The following is an 18,992-nucleotide window of genomic DNA, read 5'->3' as shown; positions in this document are numbered from 1 at the left end:
GCATACCTTCTGATGAGTTTGTAGCCATGCCGCTGTTGTTGTTCGTGTTAATGCCCATTCTGGAAATGTGGATCCTGATTGAGGTGGGTTCCAAAATCGGGGCACCCTATACCATCGGGTTGGTGCTTTTGACTGCCATGATTGGTCTGGCCCTGCTGCGTCGTCAGAGTTTTTCGGCCATTACCCGTGCCAACCAGAAAATGCAGACCGGTGAAATGCCTCTGCCGGAGATGATCGAGGGTATTTTCCTGGCGGTCGGTGGTGCTTTGCTGCTGACTCCGGGGTTTATCACCGATGCCATTGGTTTCTGTTGTCTGTTACCGGGAGTGCGCAATGTGGTTCTGGGGCGCATGCTCAAGAAAATGGTAGTGACCCAGCAGGGTGGCTACTACACCTATACCTACCAACAACGCCGTGGTCCTCAGTCTGACGCCAGCGATGATTCCGTTATTGAAGGCGAATTTGAGCGCGATGTGGACCCCGATCAGCGCCGTTTGAAATAATTTGCATTTTTTGTTTGAAATAATTTGCATTTTTTTCGTCCTCTGCCGTTGAAATCCGTTTTTCAACCCCCATTTTTCTTGTCACTGGTTTTCTGTCAAAGGTTCGGGTCTTGTGTCTGAATCTTTGGCAAGCCCCGGATTAACTGGGCTTGAGGCTGCCTGAAGACTTGTTTGCAGTGGCCGCCAGTTACATTCGGTTTTTATACAGAGCGCCGGCTCAGTCGGCACATTGATCCTGAAATTCATGTTTGGAGACTAACTACATGAACATTCGTCCATTACACGATCGCATTGTGGTTCGCCGCAAAGAAGAAGAAACCAAGTCCGCTGGCGGTATCGTTCTGCCTGGTTCTGCTCAAGAGAAGCCAAGCCAGGGTGAAGTGGTTGCCGCTGGACCGGGCCGTATCCTGAACAGTGGTGAAGTTCTGCCTCTGGGCGTCAAGGTTGGCGATACCGTGGTATTCGGTAAGTACTCCGGCAGCAACACCGTTGAGATTGACGGCGAAGAGCTGCTGATCCTGAACGAAAGCGAAATTTACGGTGTACTGGAAGGCTAAGCGCCTTTCTGTAACCACTGCAAGTAAGAAAGAATTCTGAGGAAATTAAGATCATGGCAAAAGTAGTTAAGTTCGGCGACGAAGCTCGCCAAGGCATGCTGGCCGGTGTAAACATCCTGGCTGACGCGGTTAAAACCACTCTGGGTCCCAAGGGCCGCAACGTGGTTCTGGACAAGTCTTTCGGTTCCCCGACTGTAACCAAAGACGGTGTTTCTGTGGCCAAAGAAATCGAACTGGCTGACAAGTTTGAAAACATGGGCGCGCAAATGGTTAAGGAAGTCGCTTCCCAGGCCAACGACGTCGCCGGTGATGGTACCACCACCGCAACCGTTCTGGCTCAGGCCATCGTTAACGAAGGTTTGAAGTCTGTTGCTGCGGGCATGAACCCAATGGACCTGAAGCGCGGTATCGACAAGGCCGTTGCTGCAGCTGTAACTGAGATTCAGGCCATTGCTCAGCCGTGTGAAAACACCAAATCCATCGAACAGGTGGGCACCATCTCCGCCAACTCCGACTCTTCCGTAGGCCAGATCATTGCCGAAGCCATGGAGCGCGTCGGTAAAGAAGGCGTTATCACCGTTGAAGAAGGTAACGCTCTGGATAACGAGCTGGACGTGGTTGAAGGTATGCAGTTCGATCGTGGCTACCTGTCGCCTTACTTCATTACCAATCAGGAAAATATGAGCGTTGAGCAAGAAGCGCCATTCATCCTGTTGGTTGACAAAAAAATCTCCAACATCCGCGAGCTGCTGCCAACTCTGGAAGCCGTAGCCAAGGCCGGTAAGCCTCTGGTTATCATCGCTGAAGACATCGAAGGCGAAGCACTGGCTACTCTGGTAGTGAACAACATGCGCGGCATCGTTAAGGTTTCTGCTTGTAAAGCCCCAGGTTTCGGTGACCGTCGCAAAGCCATGCTGCAGGACATTGCTATCCTGACTGGCGCCACTGTGATCTCCGAGGAAGTGGGTCTGGATCTGGAGGCCGTAACTCTGGAGCACCTGGGTACTGCCAAGCGCATCACCATGAGCAAAGAGAACACCGTAATTGTTGACGGTGCCGGCGAAGCTTCCGACATCGAAGCCCGTGTTGCTCAGATTCGTGCCCAAATCGAAGAGTCCACTTCCGACTACGACAAAGAGAAACTGCAAGAGCGCGTAGCCAAGCTGGCTGGCGGTGTTGCGGTAATCAAAGTTGGTGCGGTTACCGAAGTGGAAATGAAAGAGAAGAAAGCCCGTGTTGAAGACGCCCTGCACGCGACCCGTGCGGCGGTTGAAGAAGGTGTGGTTGCCGGTGGTGGTTCCGCTCTGCTGCGCGCTGTTGCCTCTATCGCTGAGCTGGAAGGTGACAACGAAGATCAGAATGTTGGTATCGCTCTGGCGCGTCGCGCCATGGAAGCTCCTCTGCGCCAGATCGTTTCCAACGCTGGCGGCGAGTCCTCTGTAGTGGCTGACAAGGTCAAGCAGGGCGAAGGTAACTTCGGTTACAACGCCGCTACCGGTGAGTACGGCGATATGCTGGACATGGGTATTCTGGATCCAGCCAAAGTAACCCGCTCTGCGCTGCAGGCTGCTGGTTCCGTGGCTGGTCTGATGATTACCACTGAGGCCATGGTGGCTGATGAGCCGGCTGAAGCTGGTCCGGCTATGCCTGATATGGGTGGTATGGGTGGTATGGGCGGCATGCCCGGCATGATGTAATTGCCACCCCATAAGCGGTCTTTTAGCCCAATACCGGCGTTGGGCTAGAACTTCCGGTGCTCACGTACTTAAAGTACGCTCCGCTCCGGGTTTCTAGCCCGCCTTGGTCTTGGGCAAAAATCCTCGCTTCTGAGGCACCAATAGGTGCTTCGATTTGAAAAGGCTCGCTTAGGCGGGCCTTTTGCGTTTTGGGGGATGGGTGGTTTAACGCTCGCTGTGCTTTTCCATACGCTCTTTGATGTGCTCAAACCTTTTCAGTGGCATGCCATTGGGTGCCAGTTCCAGTTCTTCCACCAGTGAGTTGTCCCGGGTGACTATGGCGACGGTGTAACCATTTGGGGTGGGCTCGATCTTGCCGACCTTGAGGTTGTCGTTGCCTCTCATCAGCAGTTTGGCCTGCATCAGGGTATTGATTTCCTCGGCGTTAAATTCCCGTGTCATCATTTCCCGGGGGTTGTGGGGATTGCCCATAAAGCCGCCGTGATGTTTCATCATCTTGCCGTATTTGCGGGAATCACAATCGCGGTATTCGTCTTTGTCGTCGTAAGAGCTGGCCAGTGCGGTGGTGGCCGAAGCCGTGATCAGGGTGGCGGTTAACAGGTATTTCATAGGCTTTTTCATCGCGTTTTCCTTTTGGGTTGTCAGTGGGGTTATTCAATCACGTGGCCTTTGAAAATATGTACCGGTGCCATAACAGTGTGTATCAAAGTGTATCTGTGGGATTTCTGGCAGTGGCGGCAGTTACACTTTGATACAGGTTGTATGGTCAGCAATTTGTATAATGAAAGGGTTACCCCAAAGGCATTATTTATGAATCAGAAGCATCTGCTGGTGGTTGATGACCATCAGGACATTCGAGATCTGCTCAAAGAGTATTTGCAACAGCATGGTTATCGGGTGAGTCTGGCCAAAGACGGTGTCGAGATGCGGGCAAAGATGGCTGAAGCCAGCTTTGATCTGGTGGTGCTGGATCTGATGATGCCGGGTGAGGATGGCCTGAGTTTGTGCCGCTTTGTTCGGGAAATGGATGGGCCGCCGGTCATTATGCTGACCGCCATGAGTGAGGATGCGGATCTTGTGGTGGGGCTGGAGATGGGGGCTGATGACTATGTCACCAAGCCATTTACGCCGCGTGTGTTACTGGCGAGGATCAAGGCGGTATTGCGTCGCAGTGCCGGAGGGGGATCCCATGAGCCTGTTGCGGTTGAGCCCAATCGACTGAGTTTTGCCAACTGGAGTCTCAACGTACCTTTGCGCCAGCTGGAGCGCGATGACGGTCTGGTGGTCGCGTTGAGTAATTCTGAATTTACCCTGTTGCAGGTGTTGCTGAAACACCCGCAGGAGGTCATGAGTCGTGATCAATTATTGACTTTGACCAAGGGGCGCGAAGCCGAGCCCTTTGATCGCAGTGTTGATAATCAAGTCAGCCGCTTGCGTAAAAAAATAGAGCAAAACCCTCAGTTTCCCAATCTGATCAAGACGGTTTGGGGTGGGGGCTATCTGTTTACGGCGACCGTCAGCAGCACCAGGGTGGATCTGTAATGACACTGTGGCCAAAGACCCTGTTTCCCCGAATGCTGTTGTTGATTGTACTGGCATTACTGTTGGCTCAGGGGATCAGCCTGTGGGTACTGTCCAGTGCGCATCGCGATGTATTGCGTGATCAGGGTAATCGTTTCCAGCTGCGGCAATTTATTTCTCTGGTGCAATTGCTCGAAGAAATCCCGGAATCGTTGCATCGGGATGCTGCCGATGCCTGGCGCCGTCCCGGATTGCAGCTCGGTTTCTACGACGAATCACCGGTAGCGCCGGCGCAGAATTACCCGGCTCTGTCGCTGCAGCAACTGGTTGTCGACAGTCTGGGCGAGGGCTACAGCGGCAGAGTGTGCTTGCAGTTGCAACAGCTTGGGCCGCGGCGTTCGGATGGTAAATACCGTCACGATGACGATGACGAGCATGAATTTGATGATGACGATGCCGAATACCATCATCATCGTCGCTCGAAAAAGCCGGCCCGCGAACTGTCTGTTGCCGTACGCCTGAACAGCGGGCGCTGGTTTTCAGCCAGACTGCATTTGCCCGTCATTCACCCCCGGTTTGCCTACCCCACACTGGTGTTTATTGGTTCGGCGGTGGTGTTGGTGCTGCTGGTGGTGTTTTGGCAGTTGCGAAAGATTACCCGGCCACTGAGGTCGCTGGGCGAGGCAGCGGAGGCTTTGGGGCGCGGCCAACCGGTGCCGGCACTGGCAGAGCAGGGGCCGGAAGATATTAAGCAAACCCTCAAAGCCTTTAATTTGATGAATCGTCGAATTCAGCGGTTTGTGGCGGATCGCACTCAAATGCTGGCCGCTTTATCCCATGATCTGCGAACGCCCATTACCACCATGCGGCTGCGTCTGGAAATGATGGCTGCCGGTGAGCAGCGCGATAAATTGTTGGAAAGCCTCGATGAAATGCAGCAGATGTCCGAAGCGGCGCTGGCTTTTGCCAGACAGTCCGGTGACGGCGAAGAGACTTGTCAGGTAGACCTTGGCGCGTTGGTTGGTAGCCTCTGTGACGATTTGCAGGAATTGGGAGAATGCATCAGTTTCTCTGCTCCGTCTGAGCAGGAAATTTTGATAACCAAACCTCTGGCACTGAAGCGTGCCCTGCGTAACCTGCTGGAGAATGCGGTTCGCTATGGTGATTGTGCCGAGGTGGCTCTGTTCAGTGAGGTTAGTGGAATCCGCATTGTGATTCAGGATCACGGCCCGGGAATTCCCGAGGGGGATATGGCGTCCGTATTTGAGCCATTTGTGAGGCTGGAGGATTCCCGTAATCGGGAAACCGGCGGGGTTGGTCTGGGGCTTGCCATTGCGCGGCAGACCGTTCGTAGCTTTGGTGGCGATATTACGTTGGCCAACCGCAAGCAGGGGTTGGAAGTGACGGTGGAATTACCCCGGCACTAGAGCTGTAAACGAAAAAGCCGACAGAGTTGTCGGCTTTTTTGATGTTGCTTGACGCTTATTGCTTACAGGCTGCTGTAGTAGGCGGCCAGGTTGGCGATGTCGGCATCGCTCAGAGGCTTGGCCATACCGGTCATGATGGCTGACTGAGCACCGTTGCGTTTGCCGGCGCGGTAGTCTTTCAGGGCCATTTCCAGATAGGCGGCGTTTTGGCCGGCCAGATTGGGGTAAGTCGGAATGGCGGCTTTGCCGTTAGCACCATGACAGGCGGTGCAAGTCACGGACTTGGCTTTACCTGCCGCAGCATCACCAGCCTGTGCCAGCATCGGGGTAGCAGCGATGGCTGCAGCGATTAAAAGGTTGCTTAGTTTCATGGGATTACTCCTGATAGCCAATTATTGGAATCTTTGTTTCTATTATGTTGATACGGAATCTGTTGATTGTAGATCATCCGGTGATGCCGAACGTTTGAGCTAGAGCAAAGGTTAGCAAAATTTGCGGGTTCTGACATTCGACTTTCGAAGGTGGTTATGGGGCTAGGGTGGCGGCTCGTGCTTTGGCTTCATCGGGTCATTCAGGTAGAATGCGCGCCTCTTTTATCAAGTGGATATCCAAACTCAGGCAACCCCTATGAACCCGATTGAAAGGCGTGCGATTGTATCTCTGGCAAGCCTGTATGCGTTTCGCATGCTGGGTTTGTTTATGGTACTGCCGGTATTGGTGCTCTACGGTGATGCCTATGAGGCCAGTACACCCTTGCTATTGGGGTTGGCACTTGGCGCCTATGGCTTTACTCAGGCCTTGTTTCAAATCCCGTTTGGTACCTTGTCCGATCGCATCGGTCGCAAGCCGGTGATCGTAATGGGATTGTTGATCTTTGCGCTGGGCTCGGTGGTTGCTGCTCTGGCTGACAATATCTACGGCTTGATTCTGGGTCGCTCTCTGCAGGGGGCTGGCGCTATTGCAGCGGCGATCATGGCGCTGGTGGCGGATCTCACTCAGGACGACAATCGCACTAAGGCCATGGCCTCCATCGGGGCCTCCATCGGAGTGTCCTTTTCGGTGGCGCTGGTACTGGGCCCTGCACTGGCGCAACTGGGTGGAATGCAGGCAATTTTTGCCGTAACCGCCGGGCTGGCGATTCTGGGTATTGTGATTGTCTGGCGATTTGTGCCGAGTCCGATAATGACGGCCAAGCGCCATCGGGATACGGCACCGGTACCCGAGTTGGTATCCGAAGTCATGTCTTACGGGGAGCTGCAACGTCTCAATCTGGGGGTGTTTGTGTTGCACGGGGCCCTGATGGCCAGCTTTGTCGCCATGCCGCTGGTGTTTGAACAGAGCCTTGGAATGGATCGCTCCGAGCACTGGATGGTGTATCTGCCGCTGTTGTTGCTGGCTTTTGCTGTGATGGTGCCGTTTATTATCGTGGCGGAGAAACGCCGCAAGATGAAATCGGTTTTCGTGGGCGCTGTCGCGGTTCTGGCGGTCTCAGAATTGGCTTTGTCGCAGTTGCTCGACAGTCGCTGGGCGTTTCTGTTGGCGCTGTTTTTTTTCTTCGTGGCTTTTAACCTGCTGGAGGCAACCCTGCCTTCGCTGATGAGTAAGATTGCTCCGGCCGGAGCCAAGGGGACGGCGTCCGGGGTGTATTCGACGTTTCAGTTCCTCGGCGCTTTTGCCGGGGGTGTTGGCGGTGGCTGGTTATTGCAGGAATTCGGGCTGGAGGCGGTCTTTATGGGGGCGGCCATTTGTCTGCTGCTTTGGCTGCTGGTGGCGCAGAATATGAAGCATCCCAAGCACCTGACCAGTATTCAGGTGCCCCTGAGTGATCTCAATGCCGAGCAGGCTGATGAACGCTTTTCCGGTTTGCCTGGTGTGGTGGAAGTGCTGTTGATCGAAGAAGAGCAAGTGGCGTATCTGAAGGTCGATCCCGAGGTGTTTGATCGGACGTCTTTGAGCAGCTGAAAATCGTGCTTGCGTAGGGTGGCTGTTGCTTGGCCGCTGGTGTAAGCTCAATGTCTTTCTTTGCCTTTGGCACTTCGTTCGCTGGGCAAAGCCTGAATACCAATTTAATACTGATAATGAATAGAGATGCCACTTGGTGATGGCATCCGTTGCAAGTTTCGTAGGAGAAAAAAATGGCCAGAGGTATCAACAAAGTCATCCTGGTGGGTAACGTCGGGCAGGACCCTGAAATGAAGTATATGCCCAGCGGTGGTGCCGTAACCAATATCAGCGTTGCGACCTCTGAATCCTGGAAGGACAAGCAGACCGGGCAGCAGCAGGAGCGTACCGAGTGGCACCGCGTGGTGTTCTTTAATCGTCTGGCTGAGATTGTCGGAGAGTATATCCGCAAGGGCTCCAAAATTTATGTGGAGGGCTCGCTGAGAACCCGCAAATGGCAGGGGCAGGACGGTCAGGACCGCTACACCACCGAGATTGTCGCCAGCGAGATGCAGATGCTCGACAGCCGTCAGGACGGTGCAGCCATGGGCGGTGGCTATGCTCAGCCGCAGGGTATGGCTCCTCAGCAGGCTCAACAACCACAGCAGGCCTATCAGCAGCCGGCGGCTCAAGCGGCGCCACCACAGGCTGCGCCAGCGCCTCAGCAAATGCCACCGCAGCAGCGAATGGGACAGGCGCCTGCACCTCAGGCTGCTCCGGCACCTCAGCCGCCTCAGGGTTTTGATAACTTTGATGACGATATTCCGTTCTGATCCGATATTCGATAGCAGGGGTGACGAGATTTAGCTGTGGCGACTCGAATTGTTATAACCGATGCCTATTCCAGTCTGGGGCAAGCCATTCTGAGAGGCTTTGAGCACACGCAGTTTTCCATTCTGATTCCAAAGTCCCATGTGGTCGACTGGTGCGATGAGCATCAGGTACAGGAATATCTGGACGCCCATTCCCCGCAATTGATCATCAATACCGTGGGCTGGTCGGAATACCCCACTGAATCCCAGCGCGAGCAGCTGGTTCAGGCGGCGGGCAATATTGCCCGCATGGGCAGGCGTTATGCCTGCGATGTGATTCACCTCTCCAGCTTCCGGGTCTTCGGTGGCGAAAACAAATCCTCTTACGATGAGGCAGACAGGCCGTCGCCATTGGGGCCTGCGGGCCGCTCCTACTGGGAGGCCGAGCGTATTTTTGAACAGCATCTGCAGCGCTATTTGTGCATACGGGTAGGCTGGTTGCTGGATGTCCATTCCGATACGCTATTATCTCGCCTGCTGAGTGGTTTATTGGCCGAATCCCCTTGTGCTGTGACCGACCAGAGAATGGGTACGCCCATTGGTTTGCAGCCGCTGGTTAAAGTGGTGGTGTCGATCACCAATCAGATTCTCTGTGGTGCTGAGAACTGGGGTGTTGTTCACTATGCCTGTGGCGATGCCTGTTCTGTTGAAGAGTTGGCGGAGGCGCTGGTGGATCATTTGCGCGACGATCACAATATGAGTCGCGACTTGTGGTTTGTTGAAGTCGAGGATGAGGAGCACCCGCTGTTGGCCAAGGAGCCGGTCAGTGCAGCCTTGACCATGCGCCGCTGCCGCGATGATTTTGGTGTGCAGCACAAAAGCTGGCGTCAGGGGTTGGGTAATACCGTGTCCCAGTATCTGGAATTGCATAACTCTTACCCCGTCCCCGCAGCTGATTAAATAGCCTTCTTCTGGGATTGATCTCCTGCTCTTTTCGTTATTCCTTTGATCTGGGTCTTGCCTTCGTGGAGGCATGAATTCTGCATTTTTACTAAACTGAAAAGTATAATGTTGAATAAAGTGACAATGATTGGGGGTGTTAATGAGGGCTTATATTGCTGCGGTAAGTGGAATTATCTGTTGCTTATTTTCTGGTGCGGCACTGACCGCTGAATTGGTTCTTTATAACTGGGAAGGCTATATTGCCGATTCGGTACTTGAGCAATTCGAAACGGAAACCGGGCACACAATCAAGCAAGTTTTCTATGGTTCTGATACTGAGCGTGATGATGTCATGGTCAATACCAAAGGCAAAGGCTTTGATCTGGTCGTGGTCGAATCAGTTAGCAATCAGATCATGGGGGATAATGGTTATTTTTCTCCGGTTGCTCCGACTCTTTTGAATTCTGTTGCAGAGCGTTGGCGTGACAGTTGTGGCAAGTCAGGCGTTCCCTACTTATGGGGGACTGTTGGTATTCTTTATCGGGCGGATTTGGTTAATGAGGTTCCCGATAGTTGGGCTGATCTGTTGCGGCCCTCTGAAGAAAATCGTGGCAAGATCAGTGTGTTGCTCGACGCAGTAGATACATTGATTCCGCCATTGAAGCTGTTGGGTCAATCCATGAACGACAGCAGTACGGAAAATTTAAAGGCTGCCCACGAGTTACTTCAGTCGCAGAAGCAATACGTAAAAAATTATGAATATGTGCTTTCTCTCGAAGAGGTAGATTCAATTCAGTTGGCTTTGGGCTATTCCGGTGACCAGTATCTTCTGATGGATGAGTATGAAGGCGCCGAATGGGAATATGTGATTCCGTCTGAGGGTACCGGAATCTGGATGGATTGCATTGCCATTCCCACGGGTTCTGCTTTGCAGTCCGAAGCTCAGGCGTTTATCCAATTTATCAACCGTCCCGATATCGCCGCTGAAAACGCCGGCGAAATCTGGTTGGCGACCCCAAATACCGGTGCGCTGGAATTACTGGATGCCGAGCTCAAAGAAGATCCGTTGGTCTTTCCAAATGACCAGGTGATGGCGCGCAGTGAGCTCTATCAGAGACACCCGAATCAGGCTATGTCCATCAGAAACCGCATCATCTATTCGCTGGAGCGCTAGATAATGAAGTTGGCGCGGCGTCTCTGGTTGCTGGTGTTTCCAGTACTGGTGGTGGGTACCTTGTTGGCGGTTCTGGCTGTGTATACGGTGGAGAAGAGGCTGCTGCTTGAGGGAGAGTCTGCACACCTGAACCAGTATGGAAATCATTTGGTGGCCACCTTTACGGCCTACAGTAATCTGTCGGAATCCTATTTGGAGTCCCTGTTAAGAAGTTCTTCTCTTCAGGACGTGCTGCTTGCCAAAGATGAATTTATCATGTCTTACACCATGGAAAACAATCTGACGCAGATGCTTCATGGTCTCAGTAAGTTGCGGTTGGATAAATTTTCTCTGGTGTTATTAAACGCAGATGGCTCGGTTAAGTATTTCTTTGAGGATTCTAATGATCCTTTCTCTGAACCTTCGGCGGTCGTGACCAGGCAAGTGGCTGAGATGTTCGAAAGGCGCCAGTCACTGGGCCGGAAAATAGTGATGGGAGAGTTGGTCAGTACCATGGTTCACACCAAGGTGCTGGATCCGAGGACTTTGCGTGTTCCCGTGGCAGAGCGGTGGTCCAATGGTGTGGCTGTGGCCATGCATTTTGGCATGAGTTCACTGGATGAGATTATCGAGGAGGGGGAGCTTAATGGCTATCGGGTTGAATTGATTCCATCCGAGCATCTTGAGTCTGCCGTCCAGCGTGAAGGCGCCATTCATTATGAGCAGCATCTAATGGATGGTTATTGGCTTCACGTGAATTATGACCCGCAGATGGTGAGTCAAAAACTGAACGATCTTCTTGTCAATATTGTTGTGTTGGCATTGGTCTCGGTGGTTGTGGTGGCCTATGTTTTGATCAAGTTGATTGAACTGTATGTGACCCACCCCATATCAAAGCTTGAGAAAAATGTGCTCGCTGCTGATCGTGGTGAAAAATTACCTGAGCCCAGCCTGGCGAGAGATGAAGTGTCGTCGCTTGAGCGTTCTTTTCACCGTCTGTATACCCAGCAGAAGGCGGCATCAGAGGTTTTTCAGACGATGGCGGAGACCGATCATTTGACACGTCTGTTAAATCGGCGTCAGTTCAACAAGACACTGGTTAATGTGTTGGAGCGAATTGATAGTGATAAAAAAGTTGCACTGCTGTTTATTGATCTCGATAACTTCAAATACGTTAATGACAATTATGGGCACGATATTGGTGACCACCTGTTGGTGGCATTTTCAGAGAGCTTGAAGAATCAGTTCAGGCCTACCGATATGGTGGTTGGGTTGTCGAACACCTTGTCCAGACTGGGTGGCGATGAGTTCTGTGTTTTGCTTTACGATTTTGATCAGGATGCTGTGGCGCAAAAGGCCGCTGAGCGTATCATCGCGCTTTTCGATGATGGGTTTACCACACAGGATGGCACGTTTCCGGTGTCTGCCAGTATCGGTATTGCGCTCTACCCCAGAGATGCCAGCAGTGCTGAAGAGTTGATGACCAATGCTGATGCCTCAATGTATCAGGCCAAGAAGGCCGGGAAGAATCAATTTGCTTTCTACTCTCATGAATTGGCGGAACAAAATCAGCGCTATCTGCAGTTGGAAGTTGCTTTAAAGAATGTTGATTATTCCGAGTTCAGCATGGTCTACATGCCTCAGGTGGAAGCGGTCAGCGGCCGCATGTCGGGAGTTGAGGCTTTGATTCGATGGCGCTCGCCAACGCTCGGTTTTGTTTCTCCGGCTGAGTTTATTCCCATTGCCGAAGCTTCGGGCATGTTCAGAGAGCTTGATCTATGGGTGATACGACGGGTTCTGCGCGACCGCAGGCGGCTCAGAGAGATTGCCGGTGATGAAGTTCGGGTATCCATCAATATCTCCGCCGCTCAGCTTAATTCGGGCAGTTTTTTTCTGGATTTGATGCTGATTATGCAAACCATGAATGAATCACCGAAGGGGTTGGTGCTGGAGATCACCGAAACCTTTGCGGCTCATAGATCGGAAGTGCTGGTGTCCAATTTGAATCTATTGAAGCAGGCTGGTTTTGAGCTGGCGCTGGACGATTTTGGAACCGGATACTCTTCTATGGTGCAGTTGGTGGATTACCCCATTGATGAGATCAAAATAGACAAATATATGATCGATAATCTTGCAGGTAATACGCTGGCGATGCTGAGGGCTATGGCAACTTTCTTTAGCTCTACGGGTTACAGGGTGACGGCAGAGGGGGTCGAAACCCCTGAGCAGGAGGCGCTGTTACTTCAAATGGATATTGATACCTTACAGGGCTATTTATATTCCAAACCCGTGTCTCTGGATGAGTTGGCTGAGCAGGTGAGTCTCGGGGGTGTTGTAGCAGGCACAAAAAAGCCGGCTTGATCGCCGGCTTTTTCTGAATGACTGATGGATCAGCCTTCGTATTTTTGGAAGACCAGACTGGCGTTGGTGCCACCAAAGCCAAAGCTGTTGGACATCATACGCTTGAGGCCGGCGTTGTCTTTGCGCTCGGTTACGATGTTCATGCCCTCGGCTTTTTCATCCAGATTTTCGACGTTGGCCGAAGCACAGATAAAGTCATTTTCCATCATCAACAGGCTGTAGATGGCCTCCTGAACACCAGTGGCACCGAGTGAGTGACCGGTAAGAGATTTGGTGGAGCTGATGGCCGGAGTTTTGTCGCCAAATACTTCACGTACAGCGCCCAGCTCAGCCACATCACCCACCGGGGTGCTGGTGCCGTGGGAGTTGATGTAGTCGATGTCCCCATCCACGGTGGCCATGGCCTGGCGCATGCAACGGGCAGCGCCTTCGCCGGATGGGGCAACCATGTCGTAGCCGTCGGAAGTGGCACCATAGCCTACCAGCTCGGCGTAAATCTTGGCGCCGCGGGCCTTGGCGTGCTCCAGTTCTTCAATGACCAGACAGCCGCCGCCGCCGGCGATAACAAAACCGTCGCGGTCGGCGTCGTAAGCGCGGGAAGCCTGCTCCGGGGTTTCATTGTATTTGGTGGACAGTGCGCCCATGGCATCAAACAGGGCCGTCATGGTCCAGTGCAGCTCTTCACCGCCGCCGGCAAAAACCACATCCTGTTTGCCCAGCTGAATCAGCTCCATGGCGTTGCCGACACAGTGAGCACTGGTGGCGCAGGCCGAGGAGATGCTGTAGTTGACCCCCTTGATTTTAAACGGGGTGGCCAGACAGGCGGAAGTGGTGCTGCTCATGGTCTGGGTGACGCGGTAGGGGCCAACGCGCTTGATGCCCTTCTCGCGCAGGATGTCTGCCGACTCCACCAGGTTTTTTGAAGAGGCGCCACCTGATCCCATGATGATGCCGGCACGTTCATTGGATACCTGATCTTCGGTCAGACCGCTGTCGGCAATGGCCTGCTGCATGGAAATGTAGGAGTAGGCTGCGGCATCGCCCATAAAGCGCAGTTGTTTGCGATCGATGTGCTCTTTAAAGTCGATCTCGACGCTACCGGCCAGATGGCTGCGGAAGTTGCGTTCTTTGTATTCTTCCTGAACTTTGATTCCGGACTTGCCTTCCTTGAGTGATTCCAGAACGGCTTCTTTGTCGTTGCCAATGCAGGACACAATGCCCATGCCAGTTACTACAACACGCTTCATAGGATTAACCTCAAAAGTGGTGAGGAGAGGCTGCCTGGCAGCCGCTCCGAAAAATTAGAATGAGTCGGTATTCTGGAACAGGCCGACACGCAGATCTTTGGCGGTGTAAATTTCACGGCCATCCACGGATACGGAGCCATCGGCAATGCCCATGACCAGTTTGCGCTCGATAACGCGCTTCAGGTCGATTTGGTAGGTAACTTTTTTTGCGGTTGGCAGAATTTGGCCAGTAAATTTAACCTCACCGGAACCCAGAGCTCGGCCGCGGCCTTTGTTGCCTTTCCATGCCAGGAAAAAGCCAACCAGTTGCCACATGGCATCTAGACCGAGGCAGCCAGGCATAACCGGATCGCCGGGGAAGTGGCAATCGAAGAACCACAGGTCCGGAGTGATATCCAGCTCGGCGCGGATTTCGCCTTTGCCATGGGCACCGCCATCGCTGTTGATTTCAATGATGCGGTCGAGCATCAGCATATTGGGAACGGGTAGTTGTGCGTTGCCCTCGCCAAACATACGTCCGTGGCCGCACTCGAGCAGATCGTCGCGGTTGTAGGAATTCTTGCGGTTAGATATATCCATTTTGCTCATAGAAACAGGGCTCAGCTAATTTATGGGGGTTGTCCATTCGGACTGCCTGAAAAATATGACCCGACAGTCGCAGAGTTGGCTATTTTACCTTGTGCGGGTTACATGTCTACCTCGGGCCTGTCGTGCTTGGTCAATGTTCGACTAATGTGTTAGGTGATCTGGCCGCTTTTCAGGGCAAAATTGCCTCTTGGCCAGATTTTTGCAAATTATTTTTTGTCTTCTCTTCTGTGGCTTCCGGTTTGTGGGCGCGGCAGGCGATAGAGACTGTCATGATTTTAGGGTAGGCTGCCGTCCCAGTGTTTGATTTACAACATATGTCAGCGCAACCCTGAAATAGTTAAATAAGCCGTAGATAAAAAACCGTTTAGGAATCGTCTTCATGAAAAAATGCCTCTTCCCCGTCGCCGGTTATGGCACCCGTTTTTTGCCCGCCACCAAATCCATGCCCAAAGAAATGCTGCCCATTGTTAATAAGCCACTGGTGCAATACGGGGTGGAAGAGGCGATTGATGCCGGTATGGTGGATATTGGTATGGTGACCGGCCGTGGTAAGCGGGCCATTGCCGATCACTTTGATGTCAGCTACGAGCTGGAGCACCAGATTGCCGGCAGTGAAAAAGAGCAGTACCTGGAGAGTATTCGGGATGTGATGGGCAAGGCCTCTTTCTCTTTTACGCGTCAGGTGGAAATGCGCGGTTTGGGGGATGCGATTCTCAATGGTGAGCGTCTGATTGGCGACGAGGCTTTTGGTGTGGTGTTGTCCGATGACTTGTGTCTGACAGAGCCTGGCACCGATGGTGTGATGAAGCAGATGGCCGATCTCTACCAGCAATTTCGCTGCAGTATTGTCGCCATTCAAGAGGTGCCGGATCACCTGATCCACAAGTTCGGTGTGATCAAAGGTGAGAAAATGAAAGACGGTCTGTATCAGGTTACCGATATGGTAGAGAAGCCGGCTCTGGAAGATGCGCCGAGTAATCTGGCCATTATCGGGCGCTATATTTTGACGCCGGATATTTTCGATATCATTAAAAACACGCCACCGGGCAAAAACGGCGAAGTACAATTGACTGATGCCCTGCTGACACAAGCCCGCAAGGGGTGTGTGCTGGCCTATAAGTTCAAGGGTCGTCGCTTTGACTGCGGCAGTGTTGAGGGCTTTGTTGAGGCCACCAACTACGTCTATGAAAACATCTACAGCGCTTGAGGGTGGTGTTATGACTCAAGCGTTAACCTGCTTTAAAGCCTATGACATTCGTGGCCGCATGCCCGATGAGTTGAATACCGATATTGCCTATCGTATTGGCTGTGCCTATGCCCAGTACCTGAAGCCTGAGACCGTGGTGGTGGGGCATGATATTCGTCTGTCCAGCCCGGAGTTGACCGATGCTCTGGCGGAAGGCTTGCTCGATAGCGGCGTCGATGTGACCCACATCGGTACCTGTGGTACCGAAGAGGTCTACTTTGCGACCTTTCACTTGCAAGTGGATGGTGGCATCTGTGTTACCGCCAGTCACAATCCCAAGGATTACAATGGGATGAAGTTGGTGCGCGAGGGTTCGCGTCCTATCAGTGGTGATACCGGTCTTAATGATATTAAGGCGATGGCGGAGGTCAATCAGTTTACCAAGGCAGAGCAGCGTGGCTCTCTGACGCGTTTGGATACCCGTGGTGATTATGTCCAGCATCTCTTGGGCTATGTGGATTTGCCGTTGCTCAAGCCTCTGAAGGTTGTGGTTAATGCCGGTAATGGCGGTGCGGGTCTGGCACTGGATGCCATTGAGTCGCACTTGCCGTTTGAGATGATCAAGGTGCACCACAACCCCGATGGCAATTTTCCTCACGGGGTGCCTAACCCGTTACTGGAAGAAAACCGCAGTGCCACTGCCGATGCCGTGCTCCAAAGTAGTGCGGATTTGGGCTTGGCCTGGGATGGTGACTTTGATCGGTGCTTTTTCTTTGATGCCAAAGGGCGGTTTCTGGAGGGGTACTATCTGGTGGGCTTGTTGTCCGAGGTGTTTTTGCTTAAGCAGCCGGGCGGTAAAGTGGTTCACGATCCGCGTTTGATCTGGAACACTCAGGCCACGGCAGAAAAATTCGGTGGTGAGGCGGTTCAAAGCAAAACCGGTCACGCTTTTATCAAAGAGCGTATGCGTGCCGAGGATGCCATCTATGGTGGCGAAATGAGTGCCCACCATTATTTTCGCGATTTTGCCTATTGCGATAGCGGTATGATTCCCTGGTTGCTGGTTACCGAGCTGATGTGCCGCACCGGTAAAGCACTGGCCGAGCTGGTGGACGATTGCATAGAACTGTTTCCATGCAGTGGTGAAATTAACCGGAAAATTGCCGATCCTCCTGCGGCTATTGCCTCGGTAGAAGCCAACTACAAAGACCTTGCTGAGGCGGTGGATTACACCGATGGCTTGAGCATGGATTTTGGGGATTGGCGCTTCAACTTGCGCATGTCCAACACCGAGCCGGTGGTGCGCCTCAATGTTGAGAGTCGTGGTGATCAGGGGTTGATGCAGGCCAAAACCGAGGAGCTGCTAACTCTGTTGGATGCCTGATCGGTTTTGAGAAGCTGATAAGGTGCCATTGCTGTTATGCAGTAATGGCGCCTGTTATTGGCTGCTATCGCGAATACGCTTGACCAGTTCGGTGGTTGAGCTATCCCACTCCTCTGGCGTTATGCCACTTTTTAATGCTTCGTAAGTGAATTGTCCCAGCTGCTTGCCCAATTCCACCCCCCACTGATCAAACGCATTGATGTTCATTAGCACGCTCAGGGTATAAACCTTGTGCTCGTAAAGGGCGATCAGGGCTCCGAGGTTGTGGGGCGTCAGTTGCTTCACCAGCAGAGTATTGCTGGGGCTGTCACCGGCTATCACCTTGTGCGGTGCTATTTGTTCAGCTGTGGCTGGATCATAACCGCTACTGAGCAGTTCTTCAGTGGCTTGTTGCCGGCTCTTGCCGTTGAGCAATGCCTGGCTCTGGCTGAGGCAGGCTGCCAGTAATTTGGTGTGCTGCTCTGAGAAATCGTTGTTGGGTTGGCTGAAGGCGATAAAATCCACCGGTGTTTTGCGGGTACCCTGCAGCAGCAGTTGGTGGAAAGAATGCTGACCATTGCTCTCTTCTGTGCCCCAAATGATCAGGCCGCTGTTCTGAGACAAGGGGGTGCCTTGACGGTCCACGCACTTGCCCAGACTTTCCATATCCATTTGTTGCAGGAACATGGGGAAGCTGCGCAAATTGTGGCTATAGGGCAGGATGGCCTGACTGGAGGCCTGCCAGAATTCGCTGTACCAGAAGGTGATCAGGGCCAGCAGTACCGGCAGATTGTCTCTTGGTGCGGCGTTGCGATAGTGGTGGTCCATGGTTTCGGCGCCAGCCAGCAGGTCTTTGAAGTTGCTCCAGCCAACTGCCAGGGCAATGGGCAAGCCAATCGCGGACCACAGGGAATAGCGGCCGCCCACCCAGTCCCACAGGGGGAAAATGTTTTCTTCGGCGATGCCAAAGGCGACGGCCTTATCGATGTTGCTGCTGGCGGCGATAAAGTGCTGTTGCAGTTTGCCCATGGGGCAGCCTTTGCGCATCAGCCACTTGCGAGCGGTTAGGGCGTTAACCAGAGTTTCCTGGGTGGTAAAGGATTTGGACGCAACAATAAACAGGGTGGTTTCAGGGTTTAACTGGTTGAGCTGAATCAGCAGCTCGGCCGGATCTATGTTGGCCACAAACCGGACATTGATGTTCTCTTGGTGGAAGTCTTCCAGTGCCTGACACACCATACGCGGGCCCAGATCCGAGCCGCCAATACCAATATTGATGATGTCGGTAACGGCTTGGCCGGTGTAGCCCAACCATTGCCCTTGGTGAACTTTTTCTACCAGTGCCTGCATCTGTTGTTGGCACTCGCTGACCTGTTGGTGGTATTGCTGCAAGATGTCCGAAGATTGGCTTGCGTTGCTGTCTCGTAGCAGGGTGTGCAGTGCCGGACGTAGTTCGGTGTTGTTGACCTGTTGGCCCTCGAACAGGTCCTCGATGGCCTTTGGCAGCTGGCATTGTTCTGCCAGTTCTGTCAGCAGGGTCAGGGTTTCTTCGGTTAGATGTGACTTGGAGTAGTCCAGGTAGATGTCCCCCAGGGAGGCGCTGAACTTGCTGGCCCGGTTCGGTTGCTCGCTGAACAATTGTTCAAGGGAGGCTTGCCACTGCTTGCGGTGCAGGCTCAGCGATTGTCTGGCGCAGCGGGTTTCGCTGTTGGTGGTTGCGGTGCTTTCCTGCGCCATTGGATATCTCCTGCTTT

17 protein-coding genes are annotated in these 18,992 nt (G+C 53.0%); 12 read left to right on the top strand and 5 right to left on the bottom strand.

All coding sequences use genetic code 11. The annotated features are described in order from the left end of the window. The first annotated feature begins 26 nt into the window (after positions 1 to 26). From ACPXV9_RS13060 to groL, 3 genes are all read left to right on the top strand, one after another. Entirely contained in the window at positions 27 to 503 is a 477-nt protein-coding gene (locus tag ACPXV9_RS13060) for an FxsA family protein (protein WP_423897849.1), read from the top strand. Positions 504 to 766: 263 nt separating this feature from the next. After that, a complete protein-coding gene (locus tag ACPXV9_RS13055) occupies positions 767 to 1,060 on the top strand; it encodes a co-chaperone GroES (RefSeq protein WP_423897847.1) in 294 nt (97 codons plus the stop codon). 50 nt (positions 1,061 to 1,110) lie between these two features. Beyond that, positions 1,111 to 2,757 (top strand): chaperonin GroEL, encoded by a 1,647-nt coding sequence (gene groL / locus ACPXV9_RS13050; RefSeq protein WP_423898009.1) that lies wholly within the window; start codon positions 1,111 to 1,113, stop codon positions 2,755 to 2,757. A gap of 204 nt (positions 2,758 to 2,961) precedes the next feature. On the opposite strand, the gene ACPXV9_RS13045 is transcribed toward groL, so the two are convergent. Next, positions 2,962 to 3,378 (bottom strand): hypothetical protein, encoded by a 417-nt coding sequence (locus ACPXV9_RS13045; protein WP_423897844.1) that lies wholly within the window; start codon positions 3,376 to 3,378, stop codon positions 2,962 to 2,964. A gap of 189 nt (positions 3,379 to 3,567) precedes the next feature. Here ACPXV9_RS13045 and ACPXV9_RS13040 point away from each other — a divergent pair, with 189 nt between their 5' ends. Together ACPXV9_RS13040 and ACPXV9_RS13035 are read left to right on the top strand one after the other, a co-directional pair. Continuing rightward, on the top strand, positions 3,568 to 4,299 hold the full coding sequence (locus ACPXV9_RS13040) for a response regulator (protein ID WP_423897842.1): 732 nt from the start codon (positions 3,568 to 3,570) through the stop codon (positions 4,297 to 4,299). Then, positions 4,299 to 5,705 carry an ATP-binding protein gene (locus ACPXV9_RS13035; protein ID WP_423897839.1) on the top strand — a complete coding sequence of 469 codons (1,407 nt, stop codon included), beginning with the start codon at positions 4,299 to 4,301 and terminating at the stop codon, positions 5,703 to 5,705. Before ACPXV9_RS13040 ends, ACPXV9_RS13035 begins: the two co-directional genes overlap by 1 nt. Before the next feature lie 62 nt (positions 5,706 to 5,767). On the opposite strand, the gene ACPXV9_RS13030 is transcribed toward ACPXV9_RS13035, so the two are convergent. After that, positions 5,768 to 6,076, bottom strand: a complete 309-nt coding sequence (locus tag ACPXV9_RS13030) for a c-type cytochrome (RefSeq protein ID WP_423897837.1) — start codon at positions 6,074 to 6,076, stop codon at positions 5,768 to 5,770. 256 nt (positions 6,077 to 6,332) lie between these two features. Here ACPXV9_RS13030 and ACPXV9_RS13025 point away from each other — a divergent pair, with 256 nt between their 5' ends. The 5 genes from ACPXV9_RS13025 (at position 6,333) to ACPXV9_RS13005 (ending at position 12,854) form a co-directional block, all read left to right on the top strand. Beyond that, positions 6,333 to 7,667, top strand: a complete 1,335-nt coding sequence (locus ACPXV9_RS13025; protein WP_423897834.1) for an MFS transporter — start codon at positions 6,333 to 6,335, stop codon at positions 7,665 to 7,667. 173 nt (positions 7,668 to 7,840) lie between these two features. Further along, complete coding sequence (ssb, locus tag ACPXV9_RS13020) at positions 7,841 to 8,419, top strand: single-stranded DNA-binding protein (RefSeq protein ID WP_423897831.1); 579 nt, start codon at positions 7,841 to 7,843, stop codon at positions 8,417 to 8,419. A 36-nt stretch (positions 8,420 to 8,455) separates the two neighbouring features. Continuing rightward, positions 8,456 to 9,358: a sugar nucleotide-binding protein gene (locus tag ACPXV9_RS13015; protein WP_423897828.1), complete on the top strand. Its 903-nt coding sequence runs from the start codon at positions 8,456 to 8,458 to the stop codon at positions 9,356 to 9,358. Between the two features lie 142 nt (positions 9,359 to 9,500). Beyond that, a complete protein-coding gene (locus tag ACPXV9_RS13010; protein ID WP_423897826.1) occupies positions 9,501 to 10,514 on the top strand; it encodes an ABC transporter substrate-binding protein in 1,014 nt (337 codons plus the stop codon). 3 nt (positions 10,515 to 10,517) lie between these two features. Beyond that, positions 10,518 to 12,854 carry a putative bifunctional diguanylate cyclase/phosphodiesterase gene (locus ACPXV9_RS13005; protein ID WP_423897824.1) on the top strand — a complete coding sequence of 779 codons (2,337 nt, stop codon included), beginning with the start codon at positions 10,518 to 10,520 and terminating at the stop codon, positions 12,852 to 12,854. A 29-nt stretch (positions 12,855 to 12,883) separates the two neighbouring features. Here the strand turns inward: ACPXV9_RS13005 and fabB are convergent, their stop codons facing one another. Further along, positions 12,884 to 14,101: a beta-ketoacyl-ACP synthase I gene (gene fabB / locus ACPXV9_RS13000; RefSeq protein WP_423897822.1), complete on the bottom strand. Its 1,218-nt coding sequence runs from the start codon at positions 14,099 to 14,101 to the stop codon at positions 12,884 to 12,886. Between the two features lie 54 nt (positions 14,102 to 14,155). After that, positions 14,156 to 14,680 carry a bifunctional 3-hydroxydecanoyl-ACP dehydratase/trans-2-decenoyl-ACP isomerase gene (gene fabA / locus ACPXV9_RS12995; protein ID WP_423897819.1) on the bottom strand — a complete coding sequence of 175 codons (525 nt, stop codon included), beginning with the start codon at positions 14,678 to 14,680 and terminating at the stop codon, positions 14,156 to 14,158. A gap of 388 nt (positions 14,681 to 15,068) precedes the next feature. Between fabA and galU the strand changes: the two genes are divergently transcribed. Beyond that, positions 15,069 to 15,896: a UTP--glucose-1-phosphate uridylyltransferase GalU gene (galU, locus tag ACPXV9_RS12990; protein ID WP_423897817.1), complete on the top strand. Its 828-nt coding sequence runs from the start codon at positions 15,069 to 15,071 to the stop codon at positions 15,894 to 15,896. Between the two features lie 10 nt (positions 15,897 to 15,906). Next, the gene (locus tag ACPXV9_RS12985; protein ID WP_423897814.1) at positions 15,907 to 17,259 is read left to right on the top strand and encodes a phosphomannomutase; all 1,353 of its coding nucleotides are present in this window, start codon (positions 15,907 to 15,909) and stop codon (positions 17,257 to 17,259) included. 54 nt (positions 17,260 to 17,313) lie between these two features. Here ACPXV9_RS12985 and pgi read toward each other — a convergent pair whose 3' ends face one another. Beyond that, entirely contained in the window at positions 17,314 to 18,975 is a 1,662-nt protein-coding gene (gene pgi, locus ACPXV9_RS12980; protein ID WP_423897811.1) for a glucose-6-phosphate isomerase, read from the bottom strand. Positions 18,976 to 18,992: the final 17 nt, after the last annotated feature.

This window comes from Candidatus Pelagadaptatus aseana (assembly GCF_040362265.1).
GTDB classification, from domain to species: domain Bacteria; phylum Pseudomonadota; class Gammaproteobacteria; order Pseudomonadales; family Cellvibrionaceae; genus Pelagadaptatus; species Pelagadaptatus aseana.
Note: the sequence above shows the minus strand (reverse complement) of the source record. Positions and strands in the feature narration are given on the sequence as shown.